The sequence below is a fragment of the Novosphingobium panipatense genome, from assembly GCF_900182875.1.
Lineage (GTDB): Bacteria > Pseudomonadota > Alphaproteobacteria > Sphingomonadales > Sphingomonadaceae > Novosphingobium > Novosphingobium panipatense.
In genome coordinates, this window is the sequence record NZ_FXUI01000007.1 from 183089 (window position 1) to 205481 (window position 22393).

The following is a 22393-nucleotide window of genomic DNA, read 5'->3' on the forward strand; positions in this document are numbered from 1 at the left end:
CCTGCCCGATCAGTAGCGGTAGTGATCCGGCTTGAACGGACCAGCCTGCGGCACACCGATGTAGTCGGCCTGCTTCTTCGAGAGCTTGGTGAGCTTCACGCCCAGCTTCTCGAGGTGGAGCGCGGCGACCTTCTCATCGAGGTGCTTGGGCAGCACGTAGACGCGGTTCTCGTACTCGTCGTTCTTGGTGAACAGTTCGATCTGCGCGAGCGTCTGGTTGGTGAAGCTCGACGACATGACGAAGCTCGGGTGGCCGGTGGCGCAGCCCAGGTTCACGAGGCGACCCTTGGCGAGGACGATGATTTGCTTGCCGTCCGGGAAGGTGACGAGGTCGGTGCCCGGCTTCACTTCCTTCCAGTCGTAGTTGTCGAGCGCCGAGATCTGAATCTCGGAATCGAAGTGACCGATGTTGCAGACAATCGCCTTGTCCTTCATCGCCGACATGTGTTCGCCGGTGATGACCGCTTCGTTGCCCGTTGCTGTAACGAAGATGTCGCAGCGCGTGACAGCCTCTTCCATGGTGACGACTTCGTAGCCTTCCATGGCGGCCTGCAGAGCGCAGATCGGGTCGATTTCCGTGACCATCACGCGGGCGCCGCCCTGGCGCAGCGAGGCGGCCGAGCCCTTGCCCACGTCACCGAAGCCGGCCACGCAAGCCACCTTGCCAGCCAGCATCACGTCAGTGGCGCGGCGGATCGCGTCGACCAGCGATTCGCGGCAGCCGTAGAGGTTGTCGAACTTCGACTTGGTGACCGAATCGTTCACGTTGATGGCGGGGAACGGCAGCTTGCCGTCCTTGGCGAGGTGATACAGGCGGTGGACGCCCGTGGTGGTTTCTTCCGAGACGCCCTTGATGGCGTTGACGGTGCGCGAGAGATAGCCCGGCTTGGCCTTGAGGAAGGCGTTCAGTGCGCGCACGAATTCGATTTCCTCGGCGTTCGAGGGTTCGAAGAGCGTCTCGCCCGCTTCGACGCGTGCGCCCCAGAGCGCGAACATGGTGGCATCGCCGCCGTCATCGAGGATCAGGTTCGCGGTGAGATCGGGATTTCCTTCGCTCGACCAGTCGAAGATCTTGCCCACATAGTCCCAGTAGTCGGCCAGCGATTCACCCTTGATGGCGTAGATCGGGATGCCGGCAGCCGCAATGGCGGCGGCGGCATGATCCTGCGTGGAAAAGATGTTGCAGGTGGCCCAGCGGACCTCTGCACCCAGCGCCACCAGCGTCTCGATCAGCACGGCGGTCTGGATGGTCATGTGCAGCGAACCCGTGATGCGGGCGCCCTTCAGCGGCTGCGACGCGCCGAACTCCTCGCGCAGCGCCATCAGGCCCGGCATCTCGGTTTCGGCGATGGCGATCTCGGTGCGACCGAAGTCAGCGAGCGAGATATCGGCGATGGCGTAGTCGGGGGCAGTGGTCATAGTGGCCACGAGAAACTCCTGATCGTAGTAGGCTCGGCACGAGTGGCCGACGATGCGTGTTCGTACCCTGTCCGAGGGGACGAGGCAAATATAAAGATATCTTTATATGGCTGCCTGCAGCCGTGACACCGTTGCCGCGCGGGAAGCCACGCTTATATCTGGCCCCACCTCAAACTCCCCATCGAGCAAAGGACAAATGCCATGACCATCTCCGTCGGCGACAAGCTGCCCAGTGCAACTCTCATCAAGGTCGGCGAAAGCGGCCCGGAGCCTGTGCAGGCCGCCGATTACTTTGCCGGTAAGAAGGTCGCGCTCTTCGCCGTGCCCGGCGCTTTCACGCCGACCTGTTCCGCCAAGCACCTGCCTGGCTTTGTCGAGAAGGCGGCGGACCTCAAGGCCAAGGGCATCGATGAGATCGTCTGCACCTCGGTCAACGACGCCTTCGTGATGGGCGCCTGGGGCAAGGTTTCCGAGGCGCAGGACGTCACTTTGCTTGCGGACGGCAACGGTGAATTCGCGCAGGCCGTGGGCCTGACGATGGACGGCTCCGGCTTTGGCATGGGCACCCGCAGCCAGCGCTACTCGATGGTCATCAATGACGGTGTGGTCGAACAGCTCAACGTCGAGGCACCCGGCACGTTCGAGGTCAGCTCGGCGGATCACATGCTCGGCCAGCTCTGAGCCTTCCTCCACGTCCTACTGACGTGCGACAGGCGGTGCTCCCCCGGGGCGCCGCCTGTCTGCATGGGCATCGGGGGGGCGTTGGAACACCACGGTGGCTTGGCGATCGGCGCCGTCCAGTCTAGCACACCTGCCAGAAGAAGCGTCAGGGAAGCATCATGGCTCGTAGCGTAATCGTAACCGGTGGCTTCGGCATTCTCGGCCAGGCCGTCGCCCGGGCCTTCGCCAGGAACGGAGACAAGGTGGCGCGCGTCGATTTCGCATCCGCCGCGCCTGACCAGCAGGCCACCCTGGACATCGGCGGAGTGGATCTTACCGATCCCGCATCAACGCAGGACGCGCTGGACAAGGTGATCGCCGCCCATGGTGGCCTCGACGTTCTCGTCAATGTCGCAGGCGGCTTCACCTGGGAAACGCTTGAGGGCGGGTCGATCGATGCCTGGGTCAGGATGCAGTCCATGAACCTGCTTACGGGCGCCACAATCACCAAGCTTGCGCTCCCTGCACTGAAGGCCGCCGCCGCGGGGCGCGTCGTGAACATCGGCGCGGGCGCAGCCGCCAAGGCAGCCGCCGGCATGGGGGCGTACACGGCGTCTAAGTCCGGCGTCCACCGGCTGACGGAAGCTCTGGCGGACGAACTCTCCGGCACGGCGGTGACGGTGAACGCCGTTCTTCCCAGCACGATCGACACGCCGACGAACCGCGCGGACATGCCGGATGCGGACTTCGGCGGCTGGGTGCAGCCCTCAGCGGTGGCGGACGTCATCCTGTTCCTCGCCTCGCCACAGGCACGCGCCATCAGTGGGGCGCTGATCCCGGTGACTCGCGGCGGCTAAGCCGGGGAAGATAGACCACGATGCCGTCACTGGCATAAGTCAGCCGCCACGCCGGACTTTGCGAAAGGGCCTCCGCAAGCGGGCGGTTGTGCACGCTATCGAGCACGAAAGCCGCCGGATTCCACTTGCGTACCACGTCCACTAGGGGGACGATGCCGGTTTCGATGCCGCCGTTGTACTGCCACTCCTTGCGGGAGTACCGGTAGTAGCGGCCATCATAAGCCACTTTCCAGTCGGGATAGCCCGCATCGATAAGGACACCGCCGAAAGGAAAGTCGCCGTATACGGTGCCCTGCACCTGGAACCGGCGCAGGTGCTCCACGGCGGCAAGAGGGAGGCTTGCGGAAAACCGTGTCGGCGCCAGCACCGGTGTGCCAATCGCCACCAGAAGCAGAGCGCTGCCGGCGATCAGCGCTTCCCTGCGGGAATGCCCCTCATCGCCCCCCCTCAAGCAGCGGGAGACTACCGGAACTATCGCGACAGCCCAGAAGAGGACGAAGCGATAGGCCGCCACCGTCATGACCAGAAGCCCCAGAGCTACGGCCAGTTCGCTCGCGTCCAGACGACGGTAGCGCCGCAGCAGCACGATTGCCGCCAGCAGGACGACCATGATCCGCAAGGCGTGCTTGCCGTTCGCTGCGATCCACAGCGGACGCCACTCGCTCGCTCCCATAAGGACGCTCATTTCCGCGTTGAGCGCAGATGTCTCCAACAGCGAGACGCCATCGGGGGTGGCGAACATCGCAGCGAGGCCCAGAAGCGCGAGCGCGCTAGCCGCCACCGGCGGTTCGTTGCGCCGCCGCAGCCATCCAATCCAACGAGGCAGCGCCGCCAGACTCATCGCGATCACCCCCACGCTTACGGAGGGATGCAGGTTCTGCCACGCGACCAGCAGCGATGCGCCGATCACAATCGTGAGCACAGGGCGCAACTGCAATCTGTGCAGCGCCAGCAGCAGCCCGAAACAAAGGCACGCGAAGCTCTGAGGTCGTACGCTGGCGGTCGGCAAGGCAGCGAAGCACGCAAGGGCGATCGCCAGCGCCACTCCTGCAGCCGAAGCGCCGCGCCACCGGCACGCGGCGCTCACGGCCAGGAACCCGCCGAGCCAGCACACAGCATCAAGCACGCGAACCAGATCCCATCCGCCGATCTGGCGCGCGAAGGCGAGCACCGCCTGCCCCGCCCACGCCACGGCCGGCAAGGGCTCTCCGAGGTGCCTGGCCGCAAACGGTTCTGTCCGGATTGGCCCTGCCTGCTCGAGGATGAGTTCGCCCAGCTTCAACTGCCAGAAGATGTCGACATCCCAGACGGGACGCAGCAGCAGTACCAGCAGGATTCCTGCGGGAACGAGCGCCAAAAGTGGTCGGCATCGTGCCCCGCCCGCCCGATCGCCCTGTGAGGTCTGTTCGATCATCTGCCCATCCGTCAAGAACGAGCGCCTCTTGCCACCGCTGCAGCGGCGTTCAAGCCTCTTGTCGAAAGCTGGGTCTGCCCGGAGGGTGCGGACGGCTCCGGTCCGCCCCCCGTCACCGTCCGTCAGCGATCAGTAGCCCATCAGGCTGAGGACTTCCTTGCGGGAGCGTTCGTCCTCCAGGAAGGTGCCCATCATGCGGCTCGTGGTCATGGCCACGCCCGGTGTCCGCACGCCGCGGGCCGTCATGCAGGCATGGCTCGCCTCGATGACGACCGCCACGCCTTGCGGCTTGAGGTGTTCCCAGATGCACTGCGCCACCTCCGCGGTCAGGCGCTCCTGGATCTGCAGCCGGCGCGCGAAACCGTGCAGCACGCGGGCCAGCTTGGAAATCCCGACCACGTGGTTGCGGGGCAGGTACGCGATGGACGCTTTGCCGATGATCGGCGCCATGTGATGTTCGCAGTGGGACTGGAAGGGGATGTCCTTGAGGAGCACGACCTCGTCGTAGCCGCCTACTTCCTCGAACACGCGGGACAGGTGAATGGCCGGGTCTTCGTTGTACCCCTGGCAGTACTCCAGCCATGCGCGCGCCACGCGCTTGGGAGTGTCCAGCAGGCCTTCGCGTTCCGGGTCGTCCCCCGCCCACTCTATGAGCGTGCGGATGGCGTCCTGGACGTGATCGGGAACATCAGGCTTGCGAAGCAATCCATTGTACGGATCGTCCTCGTCCGGCCCCACAAGACTGCTCATCCCGACTTGCTCCTTCTCAGCTTTCTCATCAAGCGTGTACGCATCAGGTGTCCTCGTCCACGGAACAAGCCACGTCGCTCCATGGGCTCGAACATTTCGCCGGGGCGTTCTGGATCAAGCACACCGCTTTCACCAAGTGCTCTTTCAGCTTCCGACAGCTGTTTCAAGGGGAGGCGTTCGAGATATTTTCTTCCGCTGTGCGCTCCTTCGCGGTTTAAGGCGTCCACCATGGCCGCCATCGATCCATGCCGTTCGAGCCCGCTGGCGACCTCCTCTTCCGAGATGCCGCAATGCTCGGACAGAAGCCGGAGCCGCAGCCCGGTGATCCGCGCGGGATCGACATGGGCGTTGGCCGGCCGCCTTATGTCGAGGAACACGTCGCATTCACTGTCCAGGCCCATCGATCGGTTGTTCATGTTCGCAGAGCCGACGCGCAGGATCTCGTCGTCGACGATCATCAGCTTGGCGTGGACGTATATCGGTTCCCCGCCAGCGTTGACCGGTGTGTAGATGTGGAAGCGGTTATGGCGATCGGCGACCTGGAGCGTTTTCACCAGCTCGACACGGGCGGTGTCCATGGCCTTCTGTTCGAGCCAGCCATCCGCTGTCACCGGATTGACGATGAAGAACTCGGGAGGATCGTCCTCTTCCAGACGCCGGCACATCGCCTCCGCAATCGCGCGGGAGGCGAAGTACTGCGTCTCGGCGTAGATGAACCGCCTGGCCCGGGCGATCTGCTCGACGAACAGCCGCTCGATTTCCCGGACTTCCGGACACTTGCCGTATTCGGCCCGTGTCCGTGCTATGCCGATTTCCACATCCTCGAACTCGGCCTTCAGCCCCTCCGGCCAGGGTGAATGGTTCTGCGGCCGGCAGGGCTCGAGCGCTTCGCCTCCGGCCGTTTTCCACCGGTCCCGCCCGAGTTCGCCCAATGCCGCTGCGACATCGCCCTCCAGCATCATCGTAACGTCGTGCCATGGTCCGTACAGCCGTCCCGTGGGGCGTCGCCGCCGCTTGTCACGGGGCAGATGGTCGGATGTGTCCCAGCGGTCCGACGTCATGTCGATACCGCCACAGGCCGCGACGACATCGTCGATGACAACGATCTTCTGGTGATGACTGCAGCCGACCGGGTGAGCGGAATCGAACTTGAAGTCGATCCGGGGATGCTTGGCCCACCGTGCCAGGTCAAACAGCATCGTGCCCCGGAACATGTACTTCACGATGGCGAAGTTCCATTTCAGCACCCGGATCTCGAGGTCGCGGTTGCGCTTCACCAGCCAGAGCATGAACGATCCGAGCCGCGCCGGAAACTTGCGCCGCCTGCCAGCCTGCCACCACCGCCGACCCGACGAGAGCAGGATACGTGAATCGAAGTCCCATCCAATGAGGAAGATGCGCTGCCGCGCCTCCTCCATCGTTTCGCGGATCACTTCGAAGTAGTTGGCCGCATCGATAACCACCAGGGCGCGCGACGCCTTCGCAAAGCGCCAGACAGCGGGCGAGGCCCGCTGGTCGCCATCATCATCTGTCATCACGTCTGTCTTACCTTCCACCACCCCCGATCAAGCCATGAGCCGCAGGTATGTTCCGTCAGACCCCGGCACTCCGCGCGCGCGGGTTTGCCGTGCATCGAGCGGGAGGAAGACTTCCAACAGTCATCCCGAAAGATCGCCACAGCCCCCGCAGGCGCGGTGCAACCGTGTTTTTTCCACAGATGAAAGTCGCTTCGCCGCGCCGAGAGGGCAGCCTGTCCCTAGTTTTCGCAACCGTTCACCTGCCGCTGTTTTTGCCTGCTTATAGTCGCAGACCGCCCGACGCCGTGAGCGAGACGCTTGTTCCGGCTCTCCACGCGATGTGGATGCGGCAGTCTGATCCCGGTTCGCCGGATCGCCTTTGATGCCCCAACAGGGGCTTGTTCCGGAGTCGTCCTCCCACGGCTCCGCCAACAAGGAGTACGCCATGAAAAAGACCCTCATCACTGCCGCACTTGCGGCAGCCGCTCTTGCTCCCGCTGCCGTGATGGCGCAGGCCGCTCCGGCAGCCGCGCCCGCTGCTTCCGCAACGGCAGCGGCAGCGGCCAATCCGACCGTCGGAGCGAAGGTGTTCGATGCTTCGGGCGCAGAAGTCGGCACGGTGGAAGCCGTTCAGGGCGATATTGTCACCGTGTCCACCGGAACGGCCCGCGCCGGGCTTCCCAAGAACGCATTCGTCATGCGGGACAAGGGGCTCACCATCGGCATGACCAAGGCTGAACTGGAATCGGCGGTGAACGGCGCCAGCGCCGAGAACAACGCCAAGAAGGACGCGGCGCTCGTCGCCGACGCTCCGGTCAAGAGCAGCGACGGCATCGTTCTGGGCACCGTCAGCAAGGTCGAAGGCGACAACGTCATCGTCCAGCTGAGCAGTGGATCGGCGGCACAGCTCAAGAAGAGCTATTTCGGCCTTGCCGCTGACGGTTCGCTTGCCCTCGGCATGACGGCTGCGGCCTTTGCAGAAGCCACCCAGTCGACCGCTGCCGCGCAGCCGGCAGCCGGCACCGGCACGGCCGCCCCCACTGCCACCGCAGGGCAGTAACACGGGGCACGCGCCCGTTCGATAGGCGCGCAAACGGGTTGGGTGCAGCAGCATCCAACCCGTTTTTTTATGCGGTGGGCAGAGAAGAGCAGAAACGAAAAACCCCGCACGAGGCGGGGTTCTTAAAAATGGCGCGCCCGGAACGATTCGAACGTCCGACCCTCAGATTCGTAGTCTGATGCTCTATCCAGCTGAGCTACGGGCGCGTGCCAATTTTTTACCCAACAGAGCCAAAATCCCCGAAGGGAGAATGGCGCGCCCGGAACGATTCGAACGTCCGACCCTCAGATTCGTAGTCTGATGCTCTATCCAGCTGAGCTACGGGCGCGTTGGAGGGCCGCCTCTAGAAGGGGAATCGGAATCGGTCAACGCCTATCTTCCACAATCAGGCAATTTTTTCAGACTTACGAAGGAAGCCGAGGAGCGCGGCCGCCAGAGGGTAATCCAGCGGCGGCATGGCCATGTCCTTCAACGTGGCCGGAACAGCCCACTGCAGCGCGGCCGCATCCAGCGCGCGCGGGAGTCCTTCCCACCGGGTGCAGGCATAAAGCAGGATGACGATGGGCTTTGCGCTTGCCCTGCCGGCCGGCGGCCGGGGCTCAGTGTACCCGCTGGCGAAACCCACAGGATGAAGGTCCTCCCGGGCGACTGTCACCCCAAGCTCCTCCTCCAGTTCACGTGCGAGCGCGTCTTCCGGCCCCTCCCCCGGCTCGACCTTGCCGCCGGGAAACTCCCATAACCCGGCGTGAGCCACGCGTGACGACCGCTGCTGGATGAGGACACGGCATTCTTTCTCACCAAACGGACGGTCGAGCAGGGCAGCCGCCACCACGATCATCAGTTCCGATGGACTTCCCAGCGCCGCCTCCTGCCTTCACACGTCATTAACTCCTGCGTGCGACTACAGGCTTTTCCACGAAATTGCAGGGTAAGATGCGCCTCAACCGCCTGCTCAGGACTTTGGCCGACAACCAGGTAGGCGCGTCCACCGTCGAGTACGGCATGATCCTAGCGTTCATAGTGCTTGCCATCCTCGCCGTGCTCCGGGGCTTTGCCGGTGAGACAGTATCGATGTGGGACAACGTCGCCACCCGGTCCTCGGAGGCAATGTCGAAAAACTGAGGCGCAACAGGCTTAAGTCTTTGTCAACGATTGCAGTCTAGAAGGAAGATGTCCAAGGCGCAGAAAGAGACTGAAGCGAGGCGGACCGGGTAAACCAAGACTGCTTTTTCAGGAGACCACCATGAAGTTTCTCAACAAGCTGCGCCGTGACGAAAAGGGCGCGACCGCCATCGAATACGGCCTGATCGCTGCCCTCATCGCCGTCGCAGCTATCGCCGCCATGCAGGGCATGGGTGGTCAGCTGAAGTCGACGTTCAACAAGACGTCCTCGTCGATGGCCGCTACCAACTAAGCGCTGCGACGACGTTGCCTGACAGGGGCGGCAGGGGGTACCTGCCGCCCTTTTCGTTTGTGCTCGGCTGGCGTCCGGTGCTGCCTCAATACGTGACCAGCTTGACCTTCTGCCCCGGCGTGAGTGTCGCATTCGCCTGAAGTCCGTTGAGGACCAGGAACCGCTCCGTCGCCGCATCGGTATAGGCCATCCGTGCAGCCAGGGAGCGCACCGTATCGCCCTGCTTCACCGTTACGACCCTGAGCAGCCGAGGCTTCACGTTGCCGCCTTCTGCCGCCGTGATCCGCCGCAATGAGCGAAACATCGGCGTGAACACCTCCGCGCCGCCAGCCTGCGCCAGCGCGACGAAATGATAGGCTTGCCCGTTACCGAAATCGTAGGCGAAGACGACCAGGTCGACCGTCCCGCTGGATGATTGCACGCGCGAGATGCCATAGGCTGCGGTGAGGCCGTTCACGGTGGTGCGTTCGATCGAGGACGGCGTAATCCGGGTCTGATTCGATTCGGTCAGTCCGGCGAATACATTCGTGATATAAGCATCGAGACCGCCGGTGAGCTTCCCGCCCGCGAACTGCGCCTTGCCCGAAGAGCCACTGATCGTCACCGCGCTCGTACCGTTCACCATGAAGAACCCGTCAGGCGCTTCGAAGGCGAAGCGCAGCGTAGGATGCGTGAACCTGCGCCCATCCACCACGCCCTGCTTCGGGTCATCCCCGTAGACGAGACCGTCGATGCCCGAGAGGAAGCCGTCGCGGTTGGTCATCCCGGTGGCGGATGACCCCGCATATGTCATCGCCGAACGCACGCGCGAGGCGGGATCCGGGTGCGTGGAGGCCCACTCCGGCGTCTGGCTGGTGCTGCCACGAAGCTGCGCTTCCAGCGCATTCTGCCTTGCAAGGCTCTCAAGCACGCTGGACATCGCGCGCGGATCGTACCCGGCGCGCTTCAAATACGTGATGCCGAGCTGGTCTGCCTGCAGTTCCTGCGAACGCGAGAACTTCAGCGTCAGGAGCTGCGATCCTTGCGAGAAGATCCTTTGCCCCAACTGCCCGAAAGCATTGTCGCCTAAGACCGCGCCCGCGAGCACCGACCCGAGCACGCCGAGGATCTGGTTGCGCTGCGCCGTCTTCTGCCGCTGCGCCGAATGGCGAGCCGCGACGTGGCCCACTTCATGGCCCAGCACCCCCGCCAGTTCGGCCTCGTTGTTCATCAGCGCTGTAAGTTGGCGCGTGACGTAGACATAGCCCCCGGGGATGGCGAAGGCGTTGTTCACCGGAGAGTTCAGCAGAGTGACGGTGAAGTCACCCGCCGCGTTCGACAGTCCCGACTGAACGGCGATCCGCTTGCCGACCTGCGAGACGTAGTTTGCCTGGCTGCCGGTCAGCGCCCCGCCGAACTCCGCCAGCAGTTCCGGATGCGCCTGCGCACCCTGGGACTTGTCCGCCGCGCTTATGGCATAGACTTTGGGCGCCCGGGACGACTGCGCGCCCAGGGGTACGGGGCCGGTGACAAGGAAGGTCAAGGTGCCAAGAGCAGCCGTCGTTCGCAGCGTACGTTTCCAGTTCATGCCCAGATGTCCCCTTTTGCTCCTGCAGCCTGCGGCCAAACGTTGCGTCATGGCGGGCGAAACGAAGCAGGTCGAAACCTTGTTCCCTCAGCGGCTTCCGCTCTTATGCCGCTGCGCCGGGCCGAGCGAGAGGATGACGCAGGTTGACCAGCTCGACGAGGCGCGCGCTGTCCACATGCGTATAGATCTGCGTCGTCGCGATGTCGGCGTGCCCCAGCATCATCTGCAGCACCCGCAGGTCCGCGCCCCCTTCCAGCAGGTGCGTGGCGAAGGCGTGCCGCAGGACGTGCGGAGAAACCCGCTCCGGCGGCAGTCCCGCCCTGAGCGCCAGTTCGCGCAACAGCTGAAAAAGCCGAACGCGCGTGAGGTGGCCGCTGGCCCCATTGGAAGGGAAGAGGAAGCGCGATTTGTCTCGGCTCTTACCAGCCCTCACGTCCAGCCAGCGCGAGAGTGCCGCGCGGGCGCGCGTGCTTACCGGCACCATCCGTTGCTGCCCACCCTTGCCGTCGACATGCAGGAACGGAGCGTCTCTTGGAACGGCGGAGAGCGGAAGGGACACCAGTTCCGTGGCCCGCAAGCCTGAACCGTAGAGCATTTCCAGCAGCGTCAGCAGCCGAATCGCTTCCGCTCGGCCGCTTGCCGCCTCTTCGTCGGCCCGTGCAAGGAAACGCTCGACCTCGTCGCGGCTGAGCAATCGGGGCAAGGGGCGCTGTGTCCGGGGGCGTGGAAGCGCACCGGAGGGATCATCGTCGCGCAGTCCCTCATCGACCAGAAAGCCGTAGAACTGCCTCAGCGCGGAGCAGCGGCGAGCAAGACTCGACGGAGCCAGTGCGGCCCAGGCGGCCCCCAGCCCCTCCAGCGCTTCGGCATCCGCACCGGCGAGGTTTCCAAGCGCTTCCTGCGCGGCGGTTAGATCACGCCGGTATGCCGCAAGCGTGTTGGCCGCCGCGCCCCGCTCCGCCGCCAGCATCGCGAGGAAGCGCCCGGCAGGATCGAGGTCGGCCATTCAGCGTGCCCCCGCCGCTCAGACGCGCGCGACCGCCTCGGCGGCAATCATGCGCGCCTCCGCCTCCAGGCCGACCGACCGCAGGGCCGAAACGATATGATAGAGGTAGCGCGGCGTCATGCGCTGCCAGCTTTCTCCCTGCATGCCGAAGGCGGCCAGGAGGACCACGGTCGCCTCATCCCCCCGGCCCGCAGCGCTTTCTATCGCCTCAGTCCAGCGCGTGGAACCGCCCATGTTCATGCCCGCGTCCCGCGCGATGCGTTCCGCCGTGTCCCGATCAAGGCGGTCGAGACCGGCAAGACCCGCGGCGAGCAAGGTGGAACGGCGGCTGTCGGCGCTGTCGTCTTCCTTCACGAAAGTGTCGATTGCTCCGCCATCCAACGCAGCAACCCGCCCGGGAGCAGCAAGCACCAACATGCCCCATGCACGCGATCCCGCCTCGACCACCCTCGACCAGCGCAGCGCGTTGGCGTCATACCCGGCGGCCAGCATGGAGGCGATCAGCAGCGGCGCGCTGTCGGTCAGTTCCGCGCTCGGCGCCACCCGGGCCGCAGCGGCAGCCGTAAGAACTTGCCGACCGTACTGCGAAGGCCCTTTCACGTTCCACAGGCTCTTCATCGCCGTCAGACGTGCCGCGGCATCCTGCTGGACGTAGGCGTCGCGCAGCGCTTCCGCACGCTCCTGCCACTCGCCCGTGACGTACGGATCCGCGTAGATCTGTGAGTACAGGTCCACCATCGCCGCATTCGAGAGCACGCCTTCAGCGGCCGCCCGATCGGCAGCCGCCGCGCGGCGCGTCAGGCTCACCATGGGGGCAAGCGCTGTAGCGAAGTCGTAGGACGGGCCGGCCTGCGCCATCAACGCCGCCGGCGGCTCCAGCCCGGTGCCGATGGCTAGGCCATACCGCCACGGCGTCATCGTGGTGACCTTGTCCCACTCGATCGTCACCGCCCGGCGCGCCTTTCCGGCGGCGCCGGCGTATTTCTGCGCCAGAAGAAGATCGATCTGATCCATCTTTCCGCGGATCCGGTCCCGCTCCAGCCGCGCAATCGCGGCCGTGCTGTTGCCGCGGAAAGCCTCGCAGATCGTGCGCGACGTGTTCCACGCCGCGTCATCCCGCATCGAGCCGTGGGACGCCATGACCGGGCACAGGCCCGTGAAGTCCGCCGTTCGTGCGTAGACATCGAACGCGAGGGTGCTGAACGCGGGGCTGTAATCCGCGATATCGAGATCCTGCAACACCGCGCGCGCCGCGTCTGTCTCACCCATTCGCAGCAGCAGGCCGACACGAAGCGCAACGAAGTCCGCGCCGCTCATACCGCTCGGGGGATTGAGCCGGGAGGCGAGCGCGCGACGCAGGAGGATGTGTCCCCACCGCGAGACGAGCTGCCCGCGATTGCCCAGAAGAGCCACCCGGATCAACGCGCCGTTCTGACCGCGCAGCGAATCCATCGGCAGGCCGCCTTCCTGCGCATCGATCAGACCCGCCTCATCGGGCGTGCGGCGGACGCCGGGCGGCATGTCTATCAGGACCTTGGTGCCCAGAAGCGCCTCGAAGTCTTCCGGCGACATCCGCTCGAGCTCTTCCAGTGAGGGAATTCGCTGGAGCGCACCTTCCGGAGGCTTCGATGCGGACACGACCGCTGCAGGAGCAGACGTGGCGGCCGGAATCGGCTGGACAACCGGGGTCGACGTGGCCGCCACGCGCGGGGCGGCCGAAGCCGCAGCGGCGGGCGTGGCAGCCGACCGCGGGGCCGGACGGCTGGGCGCGGGGCGAGGCGTCGGCCGGGGAGAGGCGGAACGCGAGGGCGCCGGCTCGTCGAACATCTTGGGAAGAAGTGATTCGGGACTGTCCTGCGCCACCGCCCATACCGAAGTGAGGGCCAACGAAGCTCCGGCCAGCAGAACGATCCGCCTCACTTTGCCTGCTCCCCAGACGGCCGGGCGGCCTGCAATTCGGGCACGGGCACGGAAATGGTCTGATCCACCACGGGCTCCACGCCTGCATCGTACCAGGCCACGGTGCCGAGTGCGAGGAGTGACAGCAGAACGACGATGGCTACTGCTCCTCCGAGCGGGAGCTTCCGCCCGGGCCTACGCGTACCGATGTTCACTCGCCTTCCTTCACCATGCTTGCGCTGCGACCTAGCGCAACTATAGGCGATGGGGCAATGGACGTTCAACAGACCCGGTTCTCAGCGCAAGAAATTGCAGCGCTCGCCCGTCGCATAGATCGGCCGATCGTCCTTGTCGGGATGATGGGCGTAGGCAAGTCGAGCGTCGGCAAGAGGCTGGCAACCCTTCTGGACTGCCCCTTCGTCGACGCCGATGACGAGATCGAGCGCTCGGCGCAGATGACCATACCGGAAATCTTCGAAACCTTCGGCGAAGACTACTTCCGAAACGGAGAGCGCCGGGTGATCGCCCGCCTCATCGCCGAGAGCGGCGCGGCGAAGAAGCGCATCGTCATAGCGACCGGGGGCGGCGCCTTCGTGAATGCGGAGACGCGTGCCCTGATCCTGGACAAGGCCATTACGATCTGGCTCGACAGCGAAGTCGATACGCTGGTCGAACGCACCGCCCGCAAGGACAACCGGCCGCTTCTGCGCAACGGCGACCCGCGCGAGATCCTGGCGCGCCTGCGGGAGGAGCGCGCACCTCATTATGCCCTTGCGCCGATCCACGTCGTCAGTTGCAGCGGGCCGCATGTGCAGACAATCAACAAGGTGCTTCAGGAAATCTCGCAATGGCTGTGATCCCCGTCGATATCGCCGCCCGCCCCTACGAGGTCCGCGTGGGTTCCGGGCTCCTCGCGACGATCGCTGAGAACTGCGCCGGCCGCCTGCGCAAGCGCGCCGTTCCGGTCATCACCGACAGCAATGTGCACGCCGCCTGGGGCGCTGTAATCGACAAGAGCCTGCGCGAAGCCGGCCACGAACCGCGCTGGCGCATCCTTGCTCCGGGCGAACAGACCAAATCGTGGGAGGAACTGGCCGCCACGGTGAACTGGCTCCTTGAGCTGGAGGTGGAGCGCGGGGACCACATCATTGCACTGGGTGGGGGCGTGATCGGCGATCTGACGGGTTTCTGCGCATCCATAGTCAAGCGCGGCTGCCACTTCATCCAGGTGCCGACCACCCTTCTGGCGCAGGTCGATTCCAGCGTCGGCGGCAAGACCGCGATCAACACTCCGGCCGGCAAGAACCTGGTCGGCGCCTTTCACCAGCCGTCGCTTGTCCTTGCCGACCTTGCCGCACTGGACACGCTGCCGCAGCGGGACCTGCGCGCTGGTTACGCCGAAGTGGTGAAATACGGCCTGATCGACGACGCCCCATTTTTCGCATGGTGTGCTGAGAACGGCGCGGCCATGCTGGCAGGCGATCCAGATCTCCGGGAATATGCCGTCGCCCACTCGGTCGCGGCCAAGGCCCGCATCGTCGCGGAGGACGAGTTCGAAACCACTGGTCGCCGCGCGCTTCTGAACCTGGGGCACACGTTCGGCCACGCTCTCGAGGCGGAAACCGGATTTTCGTCACAGCTCCTTCATGGAGAGGGCGTCGCTTTAGGGATGGTGCTGGCAGCGCGCTATTCGGCGCGGGCCGGGCTGATGCCGGCTGAAAGGGCAGAAGACGTGGCAAGGCATATAGGCGCGGTCGGCCTGCCGGCAAACCTCGCGGCGCTGGGTCTCGACTGCGACGGCCGCGGGCTCGTCCGCCACATGCTGCACGACAAGAAGATGGATGCGGGCACCCTGCCCTTCCTGCTCATGAAAGGCATCGGTCAGACCTACCTCGACAAGCAGGTCTCGCTGGACGATGTCGCCGTATTTCTCGACGAGCAACTCGCGCACCAGCCCGCCTGAGCTGGCGCTCTGCCCGGCCCGGCAGCGAGGCGCTTGCCCCGCCGCCGTTCCTCTCCGCTTTGACCTTCCGGAGGGTCCGTGCCATGGCTCGCTGCACGTGGGCGCCATGCGCCGCAAGAGGATAACGGGTCCAAGATGACGGCTGCAGAAGCAACCCCGAACCTCGACTTTCCAGAGGAAGCTACACACAACGACCGCGCCTTTCTCGGCCATCCAAAAGGGCTGGGGTACCTGGGACTGGTGGAGGCCTGCGAGCGGTTCTCGTACTATTCCATGCAGACGCTGCTGACGCTTTACATGGTCAAGTACCTGCTGGTTCCTGGCCGCCAGGAGTCGGTGCTCGGTCTCGAATGGCTCAGCACCCATGTGTTCCCCGGCCTTCAGGGGCAGCCCCTCGCCTCGCAGATCTTCGGCGCCTACACGGCCCTCGTCTACCTGACCCCGATCCTCGGCGGCATTCTGGCGGATCTCGTGCTCGGCAGGCGCGCCGCCCTGATCGCGGGCGGCGTGATCATGTCGATCGGCCATTTCCTGATGGCTTTCGAAAGCGCCTTCCTCCTCGCTCTCGTTTCTCTCGTCATCGGCGTCGGCCTTTTCAAGGGCAACATCGCCAGCCAGGTGGGCGAACTCTACAGGCCCGAGGACAGCCGCAGGGCCATGGCGTTCCAGATCTTCTATATCTTCATCAACGTGTCAGTCATCGCCGCTCCTCTGATCTCGGGTACGCTCGGTGAGAAGGTCGGTTGGCACTGGGGCTTCGGCTCGGCCGGCGTGGTCATGGTGATCGGCCTGGTCATCTATCTGTACGCCCGGCCCTGGCTGCCGGCAGCCACCCGAAAAACCCGTTCGGCAGAGCCACGCGCCCGCTTTCGCAAGGGGGACGGCCCACGGCTCCTCGCCGTGCTGCTCCTCGTGCCGATCATGGGCGTGTCGCTGCTGACCAATCAGCAGATCTTCAACGCCTATCTCATCTGGGCGGACCAGCAGTTCCAGCTCTCCTTCATGGGCACGACGCTGCCGACGAGTTGGATGATCACCGTGGACGCCGCCCTAAGCTTCTCGATGCTTGTCGCTGTGGCAGCGTTCTGGGCCTTCATCAGCAGGCGGACGGGGCGCGAGCTGGATGATCTGGGCAAGATGGTGCTGGGCTGCGCCTTCATCATCGCCGGCGGCGGTTGCCTCTACATGGCGGCCGCCACGCAGGGCACCGGCAAGATCGGCCTGTTCTGGCCAGTGCTTTTCCATCTGGTGAACTCGATCGGCTTTGCGCACCTCCTACCGGTTAGCCTCGCCCTGTTCACGCGGCTTGCCCCGGGGGCGTTGAACGCCTCAATCGTCGGCATCTACTATCTTGCGTTTTTCGGCGCCAATCTCGCCGTTGGCAAGATCGGGTCGCTGTTCGAGACCATGGCTGCGACTCAGTTCTGGCTGCTCCACATGGCGTCGGCCACGGCCGCGCTGGTGGGCTTTGGCTTGTTCAAGCTGTTCTTCGCCAGAAGGCTGATGGGCACGAGCTAGAAGACAATCGCACCATGGCGGTGATCGGCTGCCTTCTGCTTATCGTGCTGCCCCTGCTTGGCCTGATCCTCGGCGGTCTGCTGTGGGGAACCGAAGGCATGCGATGGGGCGCGGGAATCGGCTTTGTCCTCGCCCTCGCCGTGCTTGGTGGCAGCACTTACGCTCTGGTGAGGGCCACTCGCCGCAAATAGCAGGTCATCAACCGAAGACAGCGACCGACTGAAGCCCCATCATCGCGGCGCTACCCTCGCTGTTCCACTGGCCGATGTGCTCGCTTGCCGCGCCCTGCGCGCAATAGGGGCTCGTCGACCGTATCAACCACCAGCCATCCGCAGAGGGCGTCGGATCCATCATGTTGACGTGCCAGTGCATCGAGGAGATGGGCACCGCAAAGTCGAGAAGGGGCAGCACCGCCGTCGGCAGGGCGTCTCCGACCAGGACGCATTCGACCTCCGGGTGGAGACCCTCCCGCGCCTTCGCCCGCACCCACCAGCAAAGGTCCGCCTCTCCAGGCGCGGCCTTGGGCAAGGCAAACCGCGACTCAAAATGGGTGCGCAGGAAGGCCGGGGAACGCTCCGTCGGGACCGCCCGCGCCTCGCTCACTGGGATGAGATCCCGCGGCATGGTGTAATGATCGAGCGCGACCACGCTCTCGATCCGGCGCATGAACACGAAACTGGCCGTGAAGCCGACGCCGCTCGCGCCGCTGAGCTCAACGGAAATCCAGGTGGCGTTCCGGCCCCGGCGAAGCACCCGGGATCGCGCCTCCACTCGGCCGGCCAGCGGCGCGACCATGGCGAACTGACCCGACCGCAGCGGCGGCAGATCCTGATCGACGCACCGCGCCGCAGCTAGAGCGATCGCGGAGGTGAGGCCGCCGTAGGCGGTGCGCCCCTGGAGCCAATCCTCCGCGATGGCCACGGCAAAGCCGTCTTCCAGCGGTTCCGCCTCGTCCAGCAGCTGAGGGAGACCCGGCATCAGAAAAGGCGCGCGCCGTTCGGAACCGGCTTGTCCGGCGAGAACAGCGTCACGCGCCCCTCTTCATCCGCAAAGCCCAGCGTCAACGCTTCGGACAACGCCTTCCCGATCTGGCGCGAAGGGAAGTTGACGACCGCGGCGACCTGCCGCCCCACAAGCTCTTCGGGCGAATAGAGCGCGGCCACCTGGCCCACGCTCTTCTTCTCCCCGACCCCGGGACCAAAATCGATCCGCAGCCGATAGCTTGGCTTGCGGGCTCCCTCATAGACTTCCGCAGCGACAATCGTGCCGATGCGAATATCCACCTTCAGGAATTCGTCGAAGCCAATCTGCTCGGCGGGGGGAGCCGCAGGGTCGTGGTCGAGGTGCATCACTCCATCTCGAGGATGATCGCATCCACGGCAAGGCTCTCGCCCGCCCTGGCGTTGACGGCCTTCACCACGCCCGCCTTCTCGGCACGCAGGATATTTTCCATCTTCATGGCTTCGACGACTGCAAGCGGCTGCCCCGCTTCGACCTTGTCCCCCTCACCCACATGGAGTGCAACGAGCAGGCCCGGCATCGGACAGATCAGGAAGCGCGAAAGATCCGGCGGGACCTTTTCGATCATGTGCCGGGTGAGCTTGGCCATACCGGCCGGCAGACAGCCGACCTTATGGACAGCGCCGCGTGTCGTCATCCTAAAGCCCGTGCGGGTCACTTCCAGCTTCAGCGTCAGGTCCTCGCCGTCCACCTCGGCATCCACGAAGCGGTCCCCCGGGGTGTATTCGAGGGCAAGGTCGACCTCCTCGCCGTTGACGGTCACCACATCCTCGTCGATCGACACCTCGTAGACGTCCTTGTCGATGGTAACAGTCCAGTCGCCCGGCGGGTCGAGCGGAGCCCCCAACTGGCCTTCGACGCGCCGTGCGCGATCAGCCCGGGCGGTGGCAACGAACGCGGCGACCGCAGCCAGCTGCACCTTGAGCTCGTCCGATGCGGACGCGCCGGTGAATCCTTCCGGATATTCCTCGGCGATGAAACCGGTGGTCAGTTCGCCCGAGCGGAAGCGCGGGTGCTGCATGATGGCCGAAACAAAGTCGATGTTGTGGCCAAGGCCCTCGATCTCAAAGGCGTCGAGCGCGGCAATCTGCTTGTCCGCCGCCTCGTCGCGCGTTTCGCCCCAGGTGATCAGCTTGGCGATCATCGGATCGTAGAACATCGAGACTTCGCCGCCTTCGTAGACGCCGTCGTCCACGCGAATACCGTCCACGCCGCGGCGGCCGTTCTCCTCACCATCATCCGTCCAGCCCTCGACTGGCGGATTGTAGCGCACAAGGCGGCCCGTCGAGGGCAGGAAGCCGCGATAGGGATCTTCGGCGTAGACGCGGTTCTCGATGGCCCAGCCATCGATCTTCACGTCGTCCTGCGTCATCTCCAGCTTCTCGCCGGCAGCGACGCGGATCATCTGCTCCACGAGGTCGACGCCGGTGATCGCTTCGGTGACCGGGTGCTCCACCTGCAGGCGGGTGTTCATTTCAAGGAAGTAGAAGCTCTCGCCCGTCGGGTCCGCGCCCGAGACGATCAGTTCCACGGTGCCCGCCGAATAGTAGCCCACCGCGCGCGACAGAGCGACGCACTGCTCGCCCATGGCCTTGCGCATGGCGGGCGTGACGAAGGGCGACGGCGCTTCCTCCACCACCTTCTGGTGGCGGCGCTGGATCGAGCACTCGCGCTCGTTCAGATAAAGGATGTTGCCGTGCTTGTCGCCGAGGATCTGGATCTCGATGTGGCGCGGGTTGAGGATGAACTTTTCGATGAAGACGCGGTCGTCGCCGAAGGAATTGAGGCCCTCGCGCTTCACGCTCTCGAAGCCTTCGCGCACGTCCTGCTCGGTGTAGGCCAGGCGCATGCCTTTGCCGCCGCCGCCGGCCGAAGCCTTCATCATCACCGGGTAGCCTATCTCGTTCGAGATGCGCACGGCGTGCTCGGTGTCCTCGATCTCGCCGACAAAGCCAGGAACGACGTTGACGCCCGCTTCCTTGGCCAGCTTCTTGGACTCGATCTTGTCACCCATCGCAGCGATCGCGCCTACGGGCGGCCCGATGAACTCGATGCCTTCCGCTGCCAGCGCCTCGGCAAACGACGTCCGCTCGGACAGGAAGCCGTAGCCCGGATGAACCGCTTCGGCGCCGGTCTGCTTGCAGGCGGCGATGATCTTGTCGGCAATCAGGTAGGACTGCGCGGCCGGCGCCGGGCCGATGTGAACCGCCTCATCGGCCATCTGCACGAACGGTGCGCGGGCGTCGGCATCGGAATAGACGGCTACCGTCTGGATGCCCATGCGGCGTGCGGTCTTGATCACACGGCAGGCAATCTCGCCCCGGTTTGCGATCAGGATTTTCTTGAACATCAGTTCCCCGTCTCCACGTATCCGCGCAGCTGTTTCGTGCGCGCTTCGGTCAATTCCCTTAGGCAGCCGTTCTGCTGCAGCGGCCAGATTGTGCCGCTTTCCTCACGCGGGCCGTTCTCCGCCAGGCACTGGGCGTCGCGCCAGGTGAGCCACTTTCGCTGCGCATCGAGCAGCCGAGTGAAATTTCCGCCGGGGCCCTGCTGGTCGATCGCCTTCGCCGCCGCAGCCGCCCTCCTCCAAGCCTCATTCATCACCCGATCGGCCGATTGGAAGTCGCGGTACGAACAGACGTTCATGTCCGTCTGCGTCATCGCGTTGGCGCAATCGCTCGTGGGCTCCGAGGCGAGGAGGAGGATCGGCAGGATCACCGCTTGATCACTCGGCCGCTTCCAGCTTCGCGCAGCCCCTGGGCATGCGCTGGGCCTCGACCTGCGCGGGCGTCAGTTCGATCGCCATCGGCTTGATGCCGAGGCGTGCGAACATCGCGAGATCGTTGTCGTCGCCCGCGTTGGGGGCGGTCAAGAGCTTGTCGCCGGTGAAGATCGAGTTCGCGCCGGCCATGAAGCACATCGCCTGCGTCATCTCCGACATCGATTCGCGCCCGGCCGAGAGGCGCACCATCGATTGCGGCATGGTGATGCGTGCCACCGCCACGGTGCGCACGAACTCCACGTCATCGATCTTGGCGAGCGGCGTGTCGGCCAGCATGTCGCCCAGCACGGTGCCCTTCACCGGCACCAGCGCGTTGACCGGCACCGACTGCGGATGGTCGGGCAGCGTCGCCAGCGTGTGGATGAAACCGACGCGGTCAGCGCGCGTCTCCCCCATCCCGACAATGCCGCCCGAGCACACGTTAATGCCCGCCATGCGCACGTTCGACAGCGTTTCGAGGCGATCGTCCAACGTGCGCGTGGTGATGACCTGCTCGTAGCGTTCGGGCGAAGTGTCGATGTTGTGGTTGTAGTAGTCCAGGCCCGCTTCGCTCAGCATGTCCGCCTGCTGAGGCGTCAGCATGCCCAGCGTCATGCAGGTTTCCATGCCCATCGCACGCACGCCCTTCACCATCTCGATGATGGCGGGCATGTCGCGGTCCTTGGGGTTGCGCCAGGCCGCGCCCATACAGAAACGGGTGGAACCCTGGTCGGCCGCCTGCGCCGCGCGCTGGAGCACCGCTTGCACTTCCATCAGCTTGGTCGCCTTGACGCCGCTTTCGGCATGGACCGACTGCGAACAGTAACCGCAATCCTCCACGCACCCGCCGGTCTTGATCGATAGCAGCGTGGAAAGCTGCACCTCGTTTGCCGGATGGCTGGCGCGATGCACCTCGGCCGCGCGAAAGACCAGCTCCGTGAAGGGCAGGTCAAACAGGGCAGCGATTTCCTCGCGGGTCCAGTCGTTACGGGGAGCGATTGCGGATACGGTCATAGTCATTCCTTAGCTGGCCAGGGCCAAGCCTGCGTCATAGACGCTGGCGGTGCCCTGATCCAGCATCAGCCTTACTCGGCCGCCTGCAGGTCGGAACCGAGTGGCGGCATGTTGTGTCCGAGCAGCCTGAGCACGTCGGCCGCGCACTCCACCACGTTGGATCCCGGGCCGTAGATGCCCTGAACGCCAGCGTTGCGCAGGAACTCGTAGTCCTGCGGCGGGATCACGCCGCCGGCGATCACCTTCACATCGTTGCGACCCGCCTCGCGGAGCCTGTTGATGAGTTCCGGGATCAGCGTCTTGTGGCCGGCTGCCAGCGACGAGGCGCCCACGACGTCGACTTCGTTCTCCAGCGCCAGCACCACCGTTTCCTCAGGCGTCTGGAACAGGGGGCCGGACACGACATCAAAGCCCATGTCCCCGAAGGCAGAGGCAATGACATTGGCGCCACGGTCATGTCCGTCCTGGCCCATCTTGGCGACCAGCAGCTTGGGCTTGCGACCAAGGCGACGTTCCACCGCAGCCACGCCGTCGAGCACCTGCTGCCAGCGCGG

Annotated in this window: 24 protein-coding genes and 2 tRNA genes; 9 read left to right on the top strand and 17 right to left on the bottom strand. The window is 64.9% G+C overall.

Translation table 11 applies throughout. From position 1 onward, the window contains the following. Nucleotides 1-9 precede the first annotated feature (9 nt). Entirely contained in the window at nt 10-1419 is a 1410-nt protein-coding gene (gene ahcY / locus QOL62_RS12860) for an adenosylhomocysteinase (protein WP_283406553.1), read from the bottom strand. A 201-nt stretch (nt 1420-1620) separates the two neighbouring features. Between ahcY and QOL62_RS12865 the strand changes: the two genes are divergently transcribed. Together QOL62_RS12865 and QOL62_RS12870 are read left to right on the top strand one after the other, a co-directional pair. Then, on the top strand, nt 1621-2100 hold the full coding sequence (locus QOL62_RS12865) for a peroxiredoxin (RefSeq protein ID WP_103730287.1): 480 nt from the start codon (nt 1621-1623) through the stop codon (nt 2098-2100). A 158-nt stretch (nt 2101-2258) separates the two neighbouring features. After that, complete coding sequence (locus tag QOL62_RS12870) at nt 2259-2936, top strand: SDR family NAD(P)-dependent oxidoreductase (RefSeq protein ID WP_283406554.1); 678 nt, start codon at nt 2259-2261, stop codon at nt 2934-2936. Here the strand turns inward: QOL62_RS12870 and QOL62_RS12875 are convergent. The 3 genes from QOL62_RS12875 to QOL62_RS12885 all read right to left on the bottom strand — a co-directional run bounded on the left by QOL62_RS12875 (nt 2899) and on the right by QOL62_RS12885 (nt 6635). Continuing rightward, complete coding sequence (locus QOL62_RS12875) at nt 2899-4350, bottom strand: hypothetical protein (RefSeq protein ID WP_283406555.1); 1452 nt, start codon at nt 4348-4350, stop codon at nt 2899-2901. The two genes, QOL62_RS12870 and QOL62_RS12875, sit on opposite strands and share 38 nt — an antisense overlap. A gap of 129 nt (nt 4351-4479) precedes the next feature. Next, nucleotides 4480-5100, bottom strand: a complete 621-nt coding sequence (gene folE / locus QOL62_RS12880) for a GTP cyclohydrolase I FolE (protein WP_103730290.1) — start codon at nt 5098-5100, stop codon at nt 4480-4482. Then, complete coding sequence (locus QOL62_RS12885; RefSeq protein WP_283406556.1) at nt 5097-6635, bottom strand: phospholipase D-like domain-containing protein; 1539 nt, start codon at nt 6633-6635, stop codon at nt 5097-5099. The genes folE and QOL62_RS12885 overlap by 4 nt, the downstream gene beginning before the upstream one ends. 427 nt (nt 6636-7062) lie before the next feature. Here QOL62_RS12885 and QOL62_RS12890 point away from each other — a divergent pair, with 427 nt between their 5' ends. Continuing rightward, nucleotides 7063-7677, top strand: coding sequence for a hypothetical protein (locus QOL62_RS12890; RefSeq protein ID WP_103730292.1), 615 nt, complete (start codon nt 7063-7065; stop codon nt 7675-7677). A 129-nt stretch (nt 7678-7806) separates the two neighbouring features. Here QOL62_RS12890 and QOL62_RS12895 read toward each other — a convergent pair. From QOL62_RS12895 to QOL62_RS12905, 3 genes are all read right to left on the bottom strand, one after another. Next, a tRNA-Arg gene (locus QOL62_RS12895) sits at nt 7807-7883 on the bottom strand. Nucleotides 7884-7928: 45 nt separating this feature from the next. Then, nucleotides 7929-8005: transfer RNA gene (locus QOL62_RS12900), tRNA-Arg, on the bottom strand. A gap of 57 nt (nt 8006-8062) precedes the next feature. Continuing rightward, nucleotides 8063-8515 (bottom strand): (deoxy)nucleoside triphosphate pyrophosphohydrolase, encoded by a 453-nt coding sequence (locus QOL62_RS12905; protein WP_283406557.1) that lies wholly within the window; start codon nt 8513-8515, stop codon nt 8063-8065. A gap of 95 nt (nt 8516-8610) precedes the next feature. Between QOL62_RS12905 and QOL62_RS12910 the strand changes: the two genes are divergently transcribed. Beyond that, entirely contained in the window at nt 8611-8799 is a 189-nt protein-coding gene (locus tag QOL62_RS12910; RefSeq protein ID WP_103730294.1) for a Flp family type IVb pilin, read from the top strand. A 121-nt stretch (nt 8800-8920) separates the two neighbouring features. Beyond that, nucleotides 8921-9091, top strand: coding sequence for a Flp family type IVb pilin (locus QOL62_RS12915; RefSeq protein ID WP_103730295.1), 171 nt, complete (start codon nt 8921-8923; stop codon nt 9089-9091). An 85-nt stretch (nt 9092-9176) separates the two neighbouring features. On the opposite strand, the gene QOL62_RS12920 is transcribed toward QOL62_RS12915, so the two are convergent. The 4 genes from QOL62_RS12920 to QOL62_RS12935 all read right to left on the bottom strand — a co-directional run bounded on the left by QOL62_RS12920 (nt 9177) and on the right by QOL62_RS12935 (nt 13778). Beyond that, complete coding sequence (locus QOL62_RS12920) at nt 9177-10658, bottom strand: M48 family metalloprotease (RefSeq protein WP_283406558.1); 1482 nt, start codon at nt 10656-10658, stop codon at nt 9177-9179. Between the two features lie 103 nt (nt 10659-10761). Then, nucleotides 10762-11664 (bottom strand): tyrosine recombinase, encoded by a 903-nt coding sequence (locus tag QOL62_RS12925; protein WP_283406559.1) that lies wholly within the window; start codon nt 11662-11664, stop codon nt 10762-10764. Nucleotides 11665-11682: 18 nt separating this feature from the next. Next, entirely contained in the window at nt 11683-13584 is a 1902-nt protein-coding gene (locus tag QOL62_RS12930; RefSeq protein ID WP_283406560.1) for a hypothetical protein, read from the bottom strand. After that, complete coding sequence (locus tag QOL62_RS12935; RefSeq protein WP_283406561.1) at nt 13581-13778, bottom strand: hypothetical protein; 198 nt, start codon at nt 13776-13778, stop codon at nt 13581-13583. Before QOL62_RS12935 ends, QOL62_RS12930 begins: the two co-directional genes overlap by 4 nt. Nucleotides 13779-13835: 57 nt before the next feature. Here QOL62_RS12935 and QOL62_RS12940 point away from each other — a divergent pair, with 57 nt between their 5' ends. From QOL62_RS12940 to QOL62_RS12955, 4 genes are all read left to right on the top strand, one after another. Continuing rightward, nucleotides 13836-14420, top strand: a complete 585-nt coding sequence (locus QOL62_RS12940; protein ID WP_103730299.1) for a shikimate kinase — start codon at nt 13836-13838, stop codon at nt 14418-14420. Further along, nucleotides 14411-15526: a 3-dehydroquinate synthase gene (gene aroB / locus QOL62_RS12945; RefSeq protein ID WP_283406562.1), complete on the top strand. Its 1116-nt coding sequence runs from the start codon at nt 14411-14413 to the stop codon at nt 15524-15526. Before QOL62_RS12940 ends, aroB begins: the two co-directional genes overlap by 10 nt. A gap of 135 nt (nt 15527-15661) precedes the next feature. Continuing rightward, nucleotides 15662-17044, top strand: coding sequence for a peptide MFS transporter (locus QOL62_RS12950; RefSeq protein WP_283406563.1), 1383 nt, complete (start codon nt 15662-15664; stop codon nt 17042-17044). A gap of 14 nt (nt 17045-17058) precedes the next feature. Further along, nucleotides 17059-17235: a hypothetical protein gene (locus QOL62_RS12955; protein ID WP_283406564.1), complete on the top strand. Its 177-nt coding sequence runs from the start codon at nt 17059-17061 to the stop codon at nt 17233-17235. 7 nt (nt 17236-17242) lie between these two features. Here QOL62_RS12955 and QOL62_RS12960 read toward each other — a convergent pair whose 3' ends face one another. From QOL62_RS12960 to QOL62_RS12985, 6 genes are all read right to left on the bottom strand, one after another. Further along, nucleotides 17243-18022, bottom strand: coding sequence for a thioesterase family protein (locus QOL62_RS12960; RefSeq protein ID WP_283406565.1), 780 nt, complete (start codon nt 18020-18022; stop codon nt 17243-17245). Beyond that, entirely contained in the window at nt 18022-18393 is a 372-nt protein-coding gene (locus QOL62_RS12965) for a tRNA-binding protein (protein ID WP_103730303.1), read from the bottom strand. Before QOL62_RS12965 ends, QOL62_RS12960 begins: the two co-directional genes overlap by 1 nt. Then, on the bottom strand, nt 18393-20414 hold the full coding sequence (locus QOL62_RS12970; protein ID WP_283406566.1) for an acetyl-CoA carboxylase biotin carboxylase subunit: 2022 nt from the start codon (nt 20412-20414) through the stop codon (nt 18393-18395). Before QOL62_RS12970 ends, QOL62_RS12965 begins: the two co-directional genes overlap by 1 nt. Then, nucleotides 20414-20782: a lysozyme inhibitor LprI family protein gene (locus tag QOL62_RS12975; protein ID WP_283406567.1), complete on the bottom strand. Its 369-nt coding sequence runs from the start codon at nt 20780-20782 to the stop codon at nt 20414-20416. The genes QOL62_RS12970 and QOL62_RS12975 overlap by 1 nt, the downstream gene beginning before the upstream one ends. Before the next feature lie 7 nt (nt 20783-20789). Then, on the bottom strand, nt 20790-21839 hold the full coding sequence (bioB, locus tag QOL62_RS12980; RefSeq protein ID WP_283406568.1) for a biotin synthase BioB: 1050 nt from the start codon (nt 21837-21839) through the stop codon (nt 20790-20792). Nucleotides 21840-21910: 71 nt separating this feature from the next. Then, the coding region (locus QOL62_RS12985) for a cobalamin-dependent protein (RefSeq protein ID WP_283406569.1) at nt 21911-22393 on the bottom strand (483 nt) is incomplete at its 5' end.

Bases quoted from the DNA above. Each gene is read 5' to 3' on its own strand.
- ahcY (WP_283406553.1), bottom strand. From the start codon at position 1,419: ATGACCACTGCCCCCGACTACGCCATCGCCGATATCTCGCTCGCTGAC.
- QOL62_RS12865 (WP_103730287.1), top strand. From the start codon at position 1,621: ATGACCATCTCCGTCGGCGACAAGCTGCCCAGTGCAACTCTCATCAAG.
- QOL62_RS12870 (WP_283406554.1), top strand. From the start codon at position 2,259: ATGGCTCGTAGCGTAATCGTAACCGGTGGCTTCGGCATTCTCGGCCAG.
- QOL62_RS12875 (WP_283406555.1), bottom strand. From the start codon at position 4,350: ATGATCGAACAGACCTCACAGGGCGATCGGGCGGGCGGGGCACGATGC.
- folE (WP_103730290.1), bottom strand. From the start codon at position 5,100: ATGAGCAGTCTTGTGGGGCCGGACGAGGACGATCCGTACAATGGATTG.
- QOL62_RS12885 (WP_283406556.1), bottom strand. From the start codon at position 6,635: ATGACAGATGATGATGGCGACCAGCGGGCCTCGCCCGCTGTCTGGCGC.
- QOL62_RS12890 (WP_103730292.1), top strand. From the start codon at position 7,063: ATGAAAAAGACCCTCATCACTGCCGCACTTGCGGCAGCCGCTCTTGCT.
- QOL62_RS12905 (WP_283406557.1), bottom strand. From the start codon at position 8,515: ATGATCGTGGTGGCGGCTGCCCTGCTCGACCGTCCGTTTGGTGAGAAA.
- QOL62_RS12910 (WP_103730294.1), top strand. From the start codon at position 8,611: ATGCGCCTCAACCGCCTGCTCAGGACTTTGGCCGACAACCAGGTAGGC.
- QOL62_RS12915 (WP_103730295.1), top strand. From the start codon at position 8,921: ATGAAGTTTCTCAACAAGCTGCGCCGTGACGAAAAGGGCGCGACCGCC.
- QOL62_RS12920 (WP_283406558.1), bottom strand. From the start codon at position 10,658: ATGAACTGGAAACGTACGCTGCGAACGACGGCTGCTCTTGGCACCTTG.
- QOL62_RS12925 (WP_283406559.1), bottom strand. From the start codon at position 11,664: ATGGCCGACCTCGATCCTGCCGGGCGCTTCCTCGCGATGCTGGCGGCG.
- QOL62_RS12940 (WP_103730299.1), top strand. From the start codon at position 13,836: ATGGACGTTCAACAGACCCGGTTCTCAGCGCAAGAAATTGCAGCGCTC.
- aroB (WP_283406562.1), top strand. From the start codon at position 14,411: ATGGCTGTGATCCCCGTCGATATCGCCGCCCGCCCCTACGAGGTCCGC.
- QOL62_RS12950 (WP_283406563.1), top strand. From the start codon at position 15,662: ATGACGGCTGCAGAAGCAACCCCGAACCTCGACTTTCCAGAGGAAGCT.
- QOL62_RS12955 (WP_283406564.1), top strand. From the start codon at position 17,059: ATGGCGGTGATCGGCTGCCTTCTGCTTATCGTGCTGCCCCTGCTTGGC.
- QOL62_RS12960 (WP_283406565.1), bottom strand. From the start codon at position 18,022: ATGCCGGGTCTCCCTCAGCTGCTGGACGAGGCGGAACCGCTGGAAGAC.
- QOL62_RS12965 (WP_103730303.1), bottom strand. From the start codon at position 18,393: ATGCACCTCGACCACGACCCTGCGGCTCCCCCCGCCGAGCAGATTGGC.
- QOL62_RS12970 (WP_283406566.1), bottom strand. From the start codon at position 20,414: ATGTTCAAGAAAATCCTGATCGCAAACCGGGGCGAGATTGCCTGCCGT.
- bioB (WP_283406568.1), bottom strand. From the start codon at position 21,839: ATGACCGTATCCGCAATCGCTCCCCGTAACGACTGGACCCGCGAGGAA.